Consider the following 13512-nt stretch of genomic DNA (forward strand, 5'->3'; position numbering starts at 1 on the left):
AACCGCCCCCTCGCAACGGTTTCGGTGCTCGGCCCGGGGTTCGGGTTCTTAGACTGAGGCCATGACTCATGCACCTGCGAGCTCTCCCCTGCGCGACCGCAGGCTCCTCCTCGTCGAGGACGACCCGACCGTCGCCGAGGTTGCCCGCAACTATCTGCGCGCCGCCGGGTTCCTCGTCGACGAGGTCACCGATGGGTTCCAAGCCCTCGACGCCGTCGCAGAGGGGGTTCCCGACCTCGTCGTGCTCGACCGGAAGCTGCCGGGCATCGATGGGACAGAGGTGTGCCGTCGTCTGCGGACCTTCTCAGACGTTCCGGTGCTCATGCTCACCGCGCTCTCGGCCACGGAGGACCGGATCGACGGCTTCGAATCCGGGGCCGACGACTACCTGACGAAACCGTTCTCCCCGCGAGAACTCGTCCTGCGTGTGGGGTCGATCCTCAAACGCACCGTCGACGAGGCGGCTCCAGAGGTCCCCTTCAGCCTGGGCCCGTTCCGACTCGACGTCTCCGCCCGGAAGGTGAGCCGCAACGGGGTTCCCCTCGATCTTTCGGCACGCGAATTCGATCTCCTCGCCTTCTTCCTCAAGCACCCGCACCAGGTCTTCGATCGTGAGGCCCTTCTCAAGTCCGTGTGGGGATGGGAGATCGGCGACCTGTCGACCATCACCGTGACCGTGCGGCGGTTGCGAGCGAAGATCGAAGACGACCCTTCCCAGGCGAAGCACCTGGCCACGGTGTGGGGAGCCGGCTACCGCTTCGACGTTGAGGAGGTGAGCTGATGCTCCTGCCGCTTCCGGAGATGTCCATCATCTTTCTTGTCGCGATCGGCTGTTCTGTGGTCATCGGTGCACTCGGCGTCGTTGCACTGTGGCTGTTCCGACGTCGATCGCTGAGAGTTCGACTCGTCATCATTGTGGCGACGACGCTGTCGTCCGTACTCGCCGGCATGATCGCTATCTCCGCGGCCATGTATCTGTCTGAACACGACCTCTACGTGTTCTTCACCGTCGCCTTCGCCTCCTTCCTGTCGACGATGGTCGTGACGTGGGTGCTCGGCCGGCTCATCGCCCGGGAGTACCGCGACCTCAAGACCCTGACGGCCGAAGTCGGTGAGGGACGTCGCCTCGGTGCCAGCCATGACCCCAAGGACGTCTCCGAGACCGCTCAGGTGAAGGCCGAACTCATCTCCACGAGCCAGAAGCTCGCCGATGCCCGAGATGAGGTGGCGGCCCTCGACCGGTCGCGCAGAGAACTCATCGCGTGGATCGCACATGACCTGCGGACTCCGATGGCGGGGCTCAAGGCCATGGCCGAGGCGCTCGAAGACGGAATGGTCGACGATCCCACCAGGTACCACGAGAAGATCAAGCTGCAGGTGGATCGGCTCTCACACATGGTCGACGATCTGTTCGCCCTGTCGCGAATACAGTCGGGCAACCTCGAGCTCGACAGCATCGAGATCAGCCTCTACGACCTGGTCTCAGACACTGTGGCCGATCTGCGTCCGATCGCCGAGTCCAAGGGAATCTCGGTGGAGGCGCTGGGCCTCCAGGACGTCGTGGTGACCGGTGATCCCAGGGAGCTGACCCGCGTGGTCGAAAACCTGTTGATGAATGCCCTGCAGCACTCTCCCAAGAATGCCGAGGTCGTGCTGGAAACGAGTCGGAACGGTCAGCAGCAGGCCGTGCTCACGGTCAGCGACGCCGGCGGAGGTGTCCCGAACGCGGCCCTGACCGAAATCTTCGTCACCGGTTGGCGCGGCACCCCTTCACGAACTCCGGAAGACGAGGTGCTCACCGCGGGTGCAGGCCTGGGACTGGCCATCGTGCGCGGAATCGTCGAGGCCCATGCCGGCACTGTCGGAGTCAGCAACACACCGGCAGGAGCGCGCTTCGAGGTGCGACTCCCCGCAGCAGCACCCATGCACTAGGCGCCGGCGCACGTTCCTGCGCTCGGTCGTCAACTAGACTTGGCAGGTGCTCAAACCCATCCTGTGGCCGGTCCTCGCACCGTCCCTCCTCTTCGCCGTCGGTGTGGGCGCGATGCTTCCGGTTCTGGTTCTCGGCGCGCTTGATCTGGGCTCGAGTTCCTCCTTCGCCGCCGCCATCGTCGGCATCATGGGGGCAGTGTCCCTTGTCGCGACTGTGCCGGCAGGGATCCTCATCGACCGCCTCGGCGACTTCCGGGCGATGCTCGTCGCCACGATGACCGCGGTCGTCGTTCTCGGGGGGATCGTCGCGGCCTTCCTCTGGGACTCGCCGGCCTCGCTCGTTCTCTACACGGTGGCGCTCATGCTCTTCGCTCCGGTCTCCGATGTGTGGAGCCTGGCCCGGCAGGCTGTGGTCGCCGAGGTGATGCCGGCGAAGGATCTGGCCAAGGCGATGACGGCGCTGGGCGGAACTCAGCGGGTGGGCAACCTGATCGGCCCCATCGCCGGCGCCGGCCTCATGTTCGCCTTCCCGCTGTGGTCGGTGTTCGTCTTCGCCGGTACCGCGGCCGTCGCCGCCATCGTCGTCATGGCCCTGCCCATCGCCCACATCCCCGGCTACTCGGACCGCGGGAACTCCGGTGCTGGTATATCCGATTCAGGTCAGGCACTGAAGGCACCAGAACCTCCCCGTCCTCGCCTCGATGTGAGGTGGAAGGCTGTGGTCCTCGTGGGGATCTCGGTCGCTGCGCTGACGGTGGCTCGGTCGGCTCAGCCCGTGGTGATTCAGCTGTGGGGCGTCGAGATCGGGATGCACGAATCGTCGATCTCGCTGCTCATCGCCTTCGGCGCCGCCCTCGAACTCGGCTTCATGTTCCTCGGCGCCTATATCAAGGACCACCTCGGGCGGACGACGACGTTGGTGGTCTGTCTGACGATCTTCGGGTCCGGCTTCATCGTCATGGTGCTGCGTCCGGATCTGACCGGCATGATCGCGGCCGCAGCAGTCATGGCCTTCGGCAACGGGCTGGGTGCGGGTGTGAACATGACCATCGGTGCCGATCTGTCGCCGGCGATCGGACGCGCCCGTTTCCTAGGCATCTGGGCGATCTTCTCCAACGGCGGCAAACTGGCCGGACCGACCCTCATCTCACTGGTCATCACGGTCGCCTCACTGCGCTTCGGCATCCTGTTCCCGGGACTCTTCGCCATCGTAGGCGCTGTGTGGGCGATCATCTGGTCCCAGCAGATCCGCCTGCCCAGTCGACGCCGCCGCTGAAAACTGTCCTCTCGGCCCTGACAGCCTAGGAGGCAGGGACCTCGAACTCAGAGGTGAATTCGGGAACCTTCTTGTCCTCCCCGAGCACCTTCGCCTCGGGACGGAGGTAGGTTCCCTTGAGCTCGTCAGCCGTTTCGCTCACGTAGATCGGAATATACCCCGTGTGCTCTCCATCGCGACGTGGCGCGAGGTCGAAATACTCATACCCGGCCTCTTCGAGTTCGTCTTTCGCACTCGATGCGTAATTGGCCTCTTCGCCGGCGCTGTCGAGGTAGAAGTCCGCTGAGCTGATGGTCCCGCCGTAGCTGTCGCCTGGTTCCACCTTCACTTCGATGTAGACCATCTCTCCATCAGGGTTGTCGGCGGCTTCGTAGTACTCAGTGGGGTTGTTGCGCACCGCAGATACGACGGTGATGACATCTCCGGTCTCCTTATCGGTGAATTCTGCGCCGACCTTCACCTCGGCGCCCTCGGCCTTGTCGCTCGCGCCTTCGGCATCGTCCGTCTCCGTGGTCGTGTCTGCTGTCTCTTCTGCGGTCTCTTCTGCTTCGAAGCCTTCGCCCTGCGCTTGGGTGGGTTCTGCACCCTCGGGGGCTGTCTCCGCCGCCGAGTCATCGGTGCCGCAGGCTGACAGTGCCAGTACGGCGGCAAAGGCCAAGGCTGAGGTCTGCGTGAGGATTCGGGCTGAGTGGCGTCCGCTGCGGTTCATCGGGTTCCCTTTCGAAATGATGGGCACTGCATGAGCTGTGTGATTGACAGCTCTTCGGCCCTGACAGGGAAAACTCTATGGTCAGCGACCCCGGATACGGGTGATGATCACAGCACACCTCGTAGCAGATCTGCCACAACTCCCGAGGACGTTCGCGCGAGTCTACGCATCGACGTACCCGAGTCTGCGCATCGACGTACCCGAGCCGGTGGCCAAACCGGCGCCCGAACCAGTGCCCGAGCATAAAAAACCAGGCCAGACAATTCACTGTCTGGCCTGGCTGAGTGGAGCCCCCCATCGGACTCGAACCGATGACCTTCGCTTTACAAGAGCGGTGCTCTACCAACTGAGCTAGGGAGGCGTGGCGACGAAACGATGCCGTCGGCGCCTACACGATAGTAGTCCATTTACCTTCGCGGCTACAAAACGGGCGCGAGGCAGACTTCACTCACGAGCATCGGTCGACCACCACCTCGGCGGCGGTCGACCGATGTTCGTGAAGTCGATCAGCCCTTGATCTCTCCGGTGGCCTTGAGAATCTCCAAGGTCAGCGACTGCGGGTCGCTGGTCTTGTCGGTCTTCTCGCCGTTGATGAGCACCCACGGGGTGCCTTCCACCTTCGCGTCCAGAGCGTCCTGCGAGGAATTCTCGACGAAGCCCTTGAACGACTGGTCCGTGACGCAGCTCTTGACGGTCTGCTCGGGATCGGACTGGAGCTTCTTCGAGGTGTCGACTCCGACATCCTCAGCGACCTTGAGCAGTTCCTCATCGGTGCGGCCGTTGCCCTGCTCTTCCGGCTGCTGGGCATACATCGCGGGGAAGAAGTCCCTGACGGTTTCGGGCTGCGAGTCGATAACGCAGGCGGCCAAGTTAGCCGAGCGGGTCGAGTACTCGTTGCCGCCGGACATGCGGTCAAGGAAGGAGACTGGCTTGTACTCGAGCACGATCGAACCCTCGTCGGCGAGCTTCTCCAGGGTCGGGGCGTTCGCCTCCTCGAACGCTTTGCATCCTGGGCATTGGAAGTCGAGGTAGACCGTCACGGTCGCAGCATTCTCCTTGGCGCCGGCATCGGCCGGAGCCGGCAGATCCGACTCCTCATCGCCGGGCATCTGCTTCGGCTGCACCACTTTGCCGTCCTTGGCCATGCTGACACCGCCGGCGACGAAGTTGGCCGGAGTTATTCCCGGCTTGCTCTGCTGGAAGATGAGAACAGCGACGACCGCAGCCACGACGACCACGACAACACCGATCCCCACGTAGAGGATGGTCTTGGCGGTCTTCTCCTTCTTCTCCTGAGCCGCTGCGATCTGGCGCGCGTTCTCACGTGCTTGGTTCCGCCGATTGTCACCGGAATTGTTCTTCGCCATTGTTCCTCACGTTGCGATCGTCTGACGTCGGCCCAGCCTCGGACCGTGGGGAGTCGGGTCGACATACGAGTCCCGACCGTCCCACCTTACCCAAACAGGTGGCGCCTCGACTCCCAGTGAAATTCAAGGATCAACTACACCGGGGCTGGGAGACGCCTATACAGGTTCGGGCAGATAGGTGAATGGGTTCGTCTGCAGAGGCCACCAGGACATGCCCGAACCCGTCTGGATGACCATGATCGCGATGATGATTAGGAGCGCGATCGCGGACAGAGCGATGAGCCGGCCCAGTTGGTTGCGCGTCGCCCCGGAGACCATGAGCCGTGATCCGAATCGCAGGCTGCCCGCACCAGGCCCCAGCCACAGAACCAAGCCACCGGCGGCACCGGCTGCCCACACCGAACACTGCTCCGAGTATCCGCTGGGAACGATTCCCGCAATGTCGAGTCGGGTCAGCACGAGCATCGCGACACCCGCGATCGCCGGCAGAATGAACGACGTGATCGAGGTCAGCACCGATGCCAGAAGCGCACCCGGCGCCGAGGCGAGCGAACGCAGGAATTCCCTGCCGTTCGTTCCGCGTTCGAACCGGTGCTTCTGGGCCTTGCGGTCCAACCGTGTGCCGGTCCGCGCCAGGATCGACCACAGGAACACGATGAGTGTGACGAGCAGCGGGGCCAGCGGCATGATCGCGATCGCCAGCAGGATGAGGGCGAACACCACCCATCCGCCGGTCCGGATCGTCCGGTAGGTCATCGGCCCCCAGCCGTAGCCCTGCTGGTCCGGCTGACCCGGTCGGCTCTGCTGTCCTGACTGGACTCCTGTGCCCGTGGGGTCGGGTCGGGCGGTGCCCTGACCTGTGCCTGGTCCGCCGCGAACGGTCGGAGGTCCGCCGAACCCATACCCTGCCCCACCGAGGTTGGTCCCGGCCATCGCTGATCCCGGAGCGGCCTGGATGCCGCCGTTGGGATTGCACACGGGCGGTGCGGTTCCCCGGTTCGTCTGGCCTGGGTTCATGGGCGGGTTCCCCTGCGAGCCGGGCATCATCCCGGAACGGGCCTGCGGCTGCTGGCCCTCCACCGGTGGGCCCTGTGGGCGCTGACTCTGTGGACGCTGGCCCTGTGGGGAATAGCCCTGCTGTGGGTATCCCTGCGGGCCCGTTCCGCCGGGCCCCGTACCACCGGACGCGTTCGGGTTCGGCGCCGAATCCGGATAGCCTCCGCGCGGCGATCCGTGCCCGGTGGCACCGTAGCCTGAAGCGTCGTATCCGGCGGCTCCGGTGCCTCCGCCATAGGCTGCGGCACCTCCAACAGCAGCACCAGCGGCACCACCGGCAGCAGCGCCGAAGGCTGTGCCCAAGGCGTTGCCGTAGCCCGACCGGCTGCCCCCACCGCCGTCGACCGCAGGCATCCGTGCAGTCCCGGTCGACGATGCCTGGTTCGAGCTCCCGGCGGCCGGACCGGATCCCAGCTGCGGTTCGCGTCCGGACTCGATGTCGACGAGTGCGTCAAGGATCATCTGACCACTGGGTCTGCGTTCGGGCTTCGGGTCGAGGCAGGCCGCGATCAGGGGAACGAAGTTGCGGGGAGCGTTGCCGAGATCGAACTTGCCCATGGCCACTCGCCCCAGCACCGCTTCAAGAGGACCGGAGCCGTACGGGTTGCGGCCAGTGGCGGCATAGGCCATCGTCGCGGCCCACCCCCACCAGTCGGTCTTCTCACTCGAGGTCTTGCCATCGGCGATCTCAGGGGACAGGTATCCGGGCGTTCCCATCACCAGGCCCGTCGCGGTCACCCGCACCTCGTCGGCGACCTGAGCGATGCCGAAGTCGATGACCATCGGCTCGCCGTCCATGATCATCACGTTCGCGGGTTTGAGGTCGCGGTGGATGACACCGGACTCGTGCACAGCGTTGAGGGCGTCGAGGAGAGCATGGCCGAAATGGACGAGTTCATCCTCGGCGAAGGGACCGTTGTCTCTGACATCGTCGGACAGCGTCTGCCCGTCGACGAACTCGGTGATGATGAAGGGCTGCGCGGATTCGAGCTCGGCGTCGAGCACCTCGGCGATTCTGGGATGTTTGATCCGGCGCAGGGTCCTGACCTCGCGTCCGAGGCGTTTGCGAGCGGTCTCATCATTGGCGATATGCGGGTGCAGGACCTTCACTGCGACCGGGTTGTTTCCGCCGTCGACACCGAGATAGACGACGCCCATGCCGCCCGAGCCGAGCTCCTCGATGAGGCGGTAGCCTCCCAGATCCTGAACCATCACCCTCCCAAGCGTAGTCGAGCGAGTACAGTTCGTTCCAAGGACCGACACAGGAGGAGGCGCAGATGAACACCGTCAACTCTGCCAAAACCACTACCGCATCCGCATATGGTGACAGCGATTTCGTCGTCGTCGCGAACCGTCTGCCCGTGGACCGGGACCCTGCTGAGAAGAACCAAGGATGGCGCACCTCACCTGGGGGTTTGGTCACTGCAGTGGCGCCGGTGATGAAGTCTCAGGAGGGTGCGTGGATCGGCTGGACCGGGGTGCCCGACGTCGATTTCGACCCGTTCACGATCGACGGGATGCATCTGGTTCCCGTCACCCTGACGAGTGAGGATGTCCTCAAATATTATGAAGGATTCTCCAATGCAACATTGTGGCCGCTCTACCACGATGTGATCGTCCCGCCCGAGTTCCACCGCACGTGGTGGGAATCGTATGTGCGCGTCAATGAGCGCTTCGCGGCCAAGGTCGCCGAGGTGGCTGCCGAGGGCGCCACCGTCTGGGTCCATGACTATCAGCTCCAGCTGGTTCCGCAGCTGGTGCGCCGCACGCGTCCCGACCTGGCGATCGGGTTCTTCAACCACATCCCCTTCCCACCCTACGAACTCTTCGCACAGCTGCCCTGGCGCGACGAGATCCTCCGCGGCCTCCTCGGCGCGGATCTCATCGGATTCCAACGTCCAGCCGATGCCGCGAACTTCCGACGCGCGGTGCGCGGACGTCTCAATTTCACGACGAAGGGTTCAACGGTCAACGTCCCGGCCGGGGATTTCCTGCCGGAGCACATCGTGCGCGCCGAAGCCTTCCCGATCTCCATCGACACCCCGTACCTCGAGGAGCTGGCGCGTGATCCGAAGATCATCGAGCGTGCCCAACAGATCCGCGAAGAGATCGGCAATCCGAAGGTCGTCATGCTCGGAGTGGACCGAATGGACTACACAAAGGGCATCCGACATCGGCTCAAGGCGTTCGGCGAACTTCTGGCCGAAGGCAAGCTCGACGTCGAGGATGTCGTTCTGATCCAGATCGCGACTCCCTCCCGAGAACGGCTCGAGCAGTACAAGATCATCCGGCACGATGTGGAGCTGGCCGTCGGTCGGATCAACGGTGAGCAGGCCGAAGTCGGGTCCATCGCCGTCCATTACCTCCACCACTCCTACCCGCGCGATGAGATGACCGCCTTCTTCCTCGCCGCGGACGTGATGCTCGTGACGGCCCTGCGTGATGGGATGAACCTCGTGGCCAAGGAGTATGTGGCCTGCCGCAGACGTGATGACGGTGCCCTTGTCCTGTCCGAGTTCACCGGGGCCGCCGATCAGCTCAAGGGTGCCGTGATGGTCAACCCTCACGATATCGGCGACCTCAAGGCTGGCATCCTCGACGCCGTGCAGATGGATGAGAAGACGCGGTCACGGCGGATGAAGCAGATGCGCAAGAAGATCGCCACGGACACGGTGAGCATCTGGTCGAAGAAGTTCCTGGCCGAACTCGAGGCCATCCACACGAACCCGGAGGCGATCATCCCCGACCGTCCTGCCGCCCTGCCCGAACGGCCGACGACGGCCTCCGATCGCATCACCTCCACTGTCACCGCACAGGACCCCAGCCCGGCGTCTGTACCCGGTGAGGGCCGTCAGTGACATCGGATCCGGCCTCCGTGCCGCCGTCCCAGCCCCGCCCCGGTCAGTCCCACTCAGAGCAGCCTCGACCTGAGGCTGTGCCACCCGAGCCGCTGTCACCTGAGCAGGCGCCCTCACCACGATCGACTCCCGATTACACGCCATCGGCGGCCCTCGACCTCGGGCAGGTCACCGGCGCCGATTCGGTCCTCATCGCCCTCGACTTCGACGGTGTCCTCGCGCCGCTGCAGGACAATCCCGACCAGTCCCGGATGCTCCCGGAATCGGCACAGGCGATCGTTGATCTCAGCACCCTGCCCGCAACCCGGGTGGCTCTGGTCTCCGGTCGTGACGTCACCACCCTGCGGCGTCTTGCCGACCCGCCCCCGGCTGTGTGGCTGGTCGGTTCCCACGGCGCCGAGGTGGACCTGGGCTCGTCATCGCCGGCATCGACTCCCTCACCTGAGGTGACGGTGAATAAGCCTCAGGTCAGCGTCGCCGAACAGCGGATGCTCACCGCGATCGATGCCCATATCGAGTCCTTCGAACACGACCTGTCGTCGGGATCTGGCGCGAGTTCGGAGCCTGGATCGGGCTCCGAATCTGGCTCGGCCTCAGAGCCTGGCTCGGTCGCTGAGGTCAGGGTCGAGCGGAAGCCGTTCTCCCGCACGGTGCACACGCGTGGCCTCGACCCGGAGTTCGCGTCTGCACTGCACGCCCATGTCGTCGCCGTCCAGGCCGAACATCCAGGGATCCGCGTCATCGAGGGCCACGACATCACCGAGCTTGCAGTGAAGACGGCGACGAAGGGCGATGGTCTGCGGGCTCTCATCGCCGCCGGTTCACCCGCCGCGGTCCTCTACCTCGGCGACGATGTCACCGACGAGGATGCCTTCGCCGAACTCGAAGACCTGCCGACGGGCCTGAGCATCAAGGTCGGGCCGGCCCCGACCCGCGCACCGTGGCGGATCACAGATCCCAGCGCGGTCGCAGAACTCCTCACACGTCTCGCAGACGAACGCCGCGCACAGCCGTCACAGCTCTGAAGCGCCTCGGCGGCGGCTTTCTCAGCGTCGCTGCGGCGGCACTGCGCTGGCCCGCAGGACGAGATCCGGGGTCATCGAATAGTCGATGGCCGCCGCCTCGCCAGGATTGGCCATCATCGTCCTGACCTCGTTGAGCGCGGAGACGGCGATCGCCTCCCAGTCGTAGCTGACCTGCGACAGGGGTGGTGCGATGACATCGGCATCGGGCATGTCGCCGACGGTGAGCAGCGAGAGGTCCCGCGGAACGTCGAGGCGAGCGCGCGCGGCGGCTTCGAGAATGCCGAACGACAGCGATGGAGCGCAGGCGATGACGGCTGAGCACTGCAGGTGGAGCAGCTCCTCGGCCGCGGCGACTCCGGCCATGGTGCCTCCTGCCGCCTCGACCACGGGCGCCTGGTCACGGGTGGCGGGAATGTGGAGGACCTGAGCCATGGACTTGCGGAATCCGGCGATGCGCACGGCCGCGGCTGAGTCGCGGAGCACGGCGAGCCCGATCCGACGATGCCCCAGGTGCACGAGGTGCTGCACCGCGGTTGCGATGCCGTCCGTGGCATCAAGCACGATGCGTGAGATCCCGTCCTCGTGCCGGGCGTTGGAGACCCTGATCTGCGGCAGGTGCCGCTCGGCCAGCTTCGCGGCGAGTTCTCCGGCCGCTCCCCCGCCGAGGACGATCGCGCCCTGAACATGAGGCTCGCTTCCAGCCGAGCCGAGCAGAGATTCGGCCAGGGCATCGGCCCGGTAGGCCGCGGCCTCAACATGTACAGCGGCAATCCCCTGGGCGAAGACTCTGCTGGTCAGAAGGTCGAACAGGCGCGCATAGGGGTCGACGTTGCCCGCCGGAGCGGCGGGCTTGACCAGAGCGACCATCTGTCTGGACGGTGCATCGTGACTGCCCGAGTCCACGCCGAGGATCGCCAACGCCCGCCGGACCTTGGCCAATGACCCCGGGGACACTGTGTCCGGGTGGCGAAGTGCCCGCGAAGCAGTCGCCTTCGACACCCCTGCCGCACCGGCGATGGCGCCGAGTCCGACATGTCTGTGCTCACCGAGTTCGGGCGCGGTGGATGCATTGGGTGCCTCGGCTGCAGTGGAGGCACCGGCTCCGGAGTGTGATTCGGCGCTCGGGTTCACTGTCGCGCCGCCGTCGTCGAGGCCCTGGCCAAGAGCCGGGGCCGAAACACCGGCGGGACCGATTTCAGGTCCTCACCGGAGATCTTCAGCGTCGACAGGGTGGCTGCGACGAGCGCCTGCGAGAGCCCCTCGACGTCGATGCCGAGAACGGTGGCTGGTGGCCCGGTGAACTTCATCGTCGGCGAATCGCCGAAGCCGACGATCGACATGTCCCGCGGTACCTGCAGGTGCCGATTGCGCAGACCCTGAAGAGCCCCGTGCAGCTGCAGTGCCGACTGCACGATCACCGCGGTGCAGGTCGCATCCTTGAGGTCGAGGACGGCGCGCGAACCACCGGAGAAGGACTTCGGAACCTGCGAGATCCAATCATCGAGCTTGACCCCGAAGTTGCGAGCGGGATGCTCGGCGCGGAAGCGTCTGATCAGCTGCACCGCAAGCTCACCGCTGTCATTGCAGATCAGACCGATGCGTCGGTGGCCGATGGCCTGGAGATGTTCGAAGGCTGTCGTCATTCCCCCGCCGAGGTCGAGGCGGGCGGCGATGATGTCGCCGCTGACATCATCGGAGTCCACCGCCGACTGCTCGTCGACGCGAATGCAGGGGATGTCCGTGTGCAGGCTCGTCAGCGTCGGCGTCACGAGGGCAACGGCACCGGCGTCGACGGCGACCTCCAGCGGGGTGGTCTCGGTCTCGACCGGCGGCCGGGTGATGAGCAGACCGTGCTCCTGCAGAGCCGTGGCCACGCGAGTGCAGACCTGAACCTGCCAGTATTCGGGATTTCCCGGTGCGCTGACGGCGACCAACCGCCTCGGCGCCTCATGGAGGAGGGTGGAGCGAGAGTAGCCCAACGAGTCCATGGCTTCGAGGACTCTGGCCCGGGTCTCTTCGGCCACAGCGCCGCGCCTGCCGAGGACACGGGACACCGTCGCCAGGGACACTCCCGCCCGGGCGGCGACATCGTCGAGCTTGACCTTCATACCCGGAAGTCTATCGGGGCCAGCTCCACCGGCGACCACCTCAGCGGCGGTGTCCCTCGATTGCAGATTTGCCTGCCATCCTCGGCGGCGGTGGGGCCTCAGTCCGCGGTGAACACGGGGGCGAGGTCTCGACTCAGTGATTCGCCGAGGGCGCACACCTGTTCGTCGAGCTCCATCACCTCAGACAATGCGTCTTGCCTGCGTCCGACACGCCGCCTGTGCAAACAATTGCACAAACAAACTTGCCTGCACGTTCGGTGCAGGAGAACCGTTGAGCAATCGCTGAACCCGCGGTTTCTCACCCAGCATCCGCCCAGGTGTGCGCCTGCGCGCTGGCACAGTGCTGAGAATCACTCTACGCTTTGTCGAATAGGCTGTCACACAGCGCAATCAACGGCATAGGATGTGAATGACTGAGCATCCCCGCCAGGTCACCGACGACCAGCTGCTCACGAATACTTTAGGAGGAAACATGTCAACAGTGTCGTTGAATGGCCTCAGTCATGCCTACGAGAACACCGTGTCCCCCTCGGTGCACCCGTTCAATCTCTTCATCGACGACGGTGAGTTCGTCGTCCTCTACGGACCATCCGGATCCGGCAAATCGACCATCCTGCGGATGCTCCACGGCCTCGAGGCCCCTAAGACGGGCACGATCCTCATCGACGGAGTCGACGTCACCCACGCCGCGGTCAACGATCGAGACGTCACCCTTGCCCTTGAGAGCTACGCCCTCTACCCTCACATGAGCGTGCGCGACAACCTCGGCTTCGCGCTCCGTGTCGATGGTCTCCCAGCCGAGGAGATCCGTGAACGCGTCGAGTCCGTGACCTCGAAGATCGGGCTCAGCGACATCCTCGATGCCGTGCCCGGTGACCTCTCCGCCCTGCAGCGCCAAACGATCGCCCTGGCCCGTGCCGTGGTCCGTCAGCCCAAGGTCCTGATCATGGACGAACCGGTCGTCAACCTCGTTCCCGAGTATCAGGCCGACACTCTGCGCCTGGTCAAGGATCTGCAGCAGGAATTCGGGCTGACCACCCTCTATGCCACGGCCGATCTCGATGACGCGAAGGTCCTCGGCGACCGCATCGCATTCCTCGACCATGGGCGTCTGATCGGGGTGGAGAAACCTGAAGTCGCCGAGGCGCTCGTCGCCTCGATCGCGGACGTGGACTCCTGAT

11 protein-coding genes and 1 tRNA gene are annotated in these 13512 nt (G+C 65.0%); 6 read left to right on the forward strand and 6 right to left on the reverse strand.

The genetic code is table 11. From position 1 onward, the window contains the following. Positions 1-61: 61 nt before the first annotated feature. From FO013_RS00840 to FO013_RS00850, 3 genes are read left to right on the forward strand one after another with little or no spacing between them, the layout of a single operon-like run. Positions 62-781: a response regulator transcription factor gene (locus tag FO013_RS00840; protein WP_143920590.1), complete on the forward strand. Its 720-nt coding sequence runs from the start codon at positions 62-64 to the stop codon at positions 779-781. Continuing rightward, the gene (locus tag FO013_RS00845) at positions 781-1932 is read left to right on the forward strand and encodes a sensor histidine kinase (RefSeq protein WP_143920591.1); all 1152 of its coding nucleotides are present in this window, start codon (positions 781-783) and stop codon (positions 1930-1932) included. The genes FO013_RS00840 and FO013_RS00845 overlap by 1 nt, the downstream gene beginning before the upstream one ends. 46 nt (positions 1933-1978) lie before the next feature. Then, positions 1979-3208 (forward strand): MFS transporter, encoded by a 1230-nt coding sequence (locus FO013_RS00850; RefSeq protein ID WP_143920592.1) that lies wholly within the window; start codon positions 1979-1981, stop codon positions 3206-3208. Between the two features lie 25 nt (positions 3209-3233). Here the strand turns inward: FO013_RS00850 and FO013_RS00855 are convergent, their stop codons facing one another. The 4 genes from FO013_RS00855 to FO013_RS00870 all read right to left on the reverse strand — a co-directional run bounded on the left by FO013_RS00855 (position 3234) and on the right by FO013_RS00870 (position 7552). Next, on the reverse strand, positions 3234-3917 hold the full coding sequence (locus FO013_RS00855) for a hypothetical protein (RefSeq protein ID WP_143920593.1): 684 nt from the start codon (positions 3915-3917) through the stop codon (positions 3234-3236). A gap of 285 nt (positions 3918-4202) precedes the next feature. Beyond that, positions 4203-4278 (reverse strand) — tRNA-Thr (locus FO013_RS00860). 145 nt (positions 4279-4423) lie between these two features. Continuing rightward, complete coding sequence (locus FO013_RS00865; RefSeq protein ID WP_143920594.1) at positions 4424-5284, reverse strand: DsbA family protein; 861 nt, start codon at positions 5282-5284, stop codon at positions 4424-4426. A 156-nt stretch (positions 5285-5440) separates the two neighbouring features. Beyond that, positions 5441-7552: a serine/threonine-protein kinase gene (locus FO013_RS00870; protein ID WP_143920595.1), complete on the reverse strand. Its 2112-nt coding sequence runs from the start codon at positions 7550-7552 to the stop codon at positions 5441-5443. A 65-nt stretch (positions 7553-7617) separates the two neighbouring features. Here FO013_RS00870 and FO013_RS00875 point away from each other — a divergent pair, with 65 nt between their 5' ends. Both FO013_RS00875 and FO013_RS00880 read left to right on the forward strand, forming a co-directional pair. Beyond that, entirely contained in the window at positions 7618-9198 is a 1581-nt protein-coding gene (locus FO013_RS00875) for an alpha,alpha-trehalose-phosphate synthase (UDP-forming) (protein ID WP_143920596.1), read from the forward strand. After that, positions 9195-10223 carry a trehalose-phosphatase gene (locus FO013_RS00880; RefSeq protein WP_143920597.1) on the forward strand — a complete coding sequence of 343 codons (1029 nt, stop codon included), beginning with the start codon at positions 9195-9197 and terminating at the stop codon, positions 10221-10223. The genes FO013_RS00875 and FO013_RS00880 overlap by 4 nt, the downstream gene beginning before the upstream one ends. 21 nt (positions 10224-10244) lie before the next feature. On the opposite strand, the gene FO013_RS00885 is transcribed toward FO013_RS00880, so the two are convergent. Together FO013_RS00885 and FO013_RS00890 are read right to left on the reverse strand one after the other, a co-directional pair. After that, a complete protein-coding gene (locus FO013_RS00885; protein ID WP_143920598.1) occupies positions 10245-11354 on the reverse strand; it encodes a substrate-binding domain-containing protein in 1110 nt (369 codons plus the stop codon). Continuing rightward, on the reverse strand, positions 11351-12331 hold the full coding sequence (locus tag FO013_RS00890) for a LacI family DNA-binding transcriptional regulator (protein WP_143920599.1): 981 nt from the start codon (positions 12329-12331) through the stop codon (positions 11351-11353). The genes FO013_RS00885 and FO013_RS00890 overlap by 4 nt, the downstream gene beginning before the upstream one ends. A 409-nt stretch (positions 12332-12740) precedes the next feature. Here FO013_RS00890 and FO013_RS00895 point away from each other — a divergent pair, with 409 nt between their 5' ends. Continuing rightward, positions 12741-13511 (forward strand): ABC transporter ATP-binding protein, encoded by a 771-nt coding sequence (locus tag FO013_RS00895; protein ID WP_143920600.1) that lies wholly within the window; start codon positions 12741-12743, stop codon positions 13509-13511. Position 13512 lies beyond the last annotated feature (1 nt).

The sequence above is a fragment of the Brevibacterium aurantiacum genome (genome assembly GCF_007558825.1).
GTDB classification, from domain to species: Bacteria; Actinomycetota; Actinomycetes; order Actinomycetales; family Brevibacteriaceae; genus Brevibacterium; species Brevibacterium aurantiacum_A.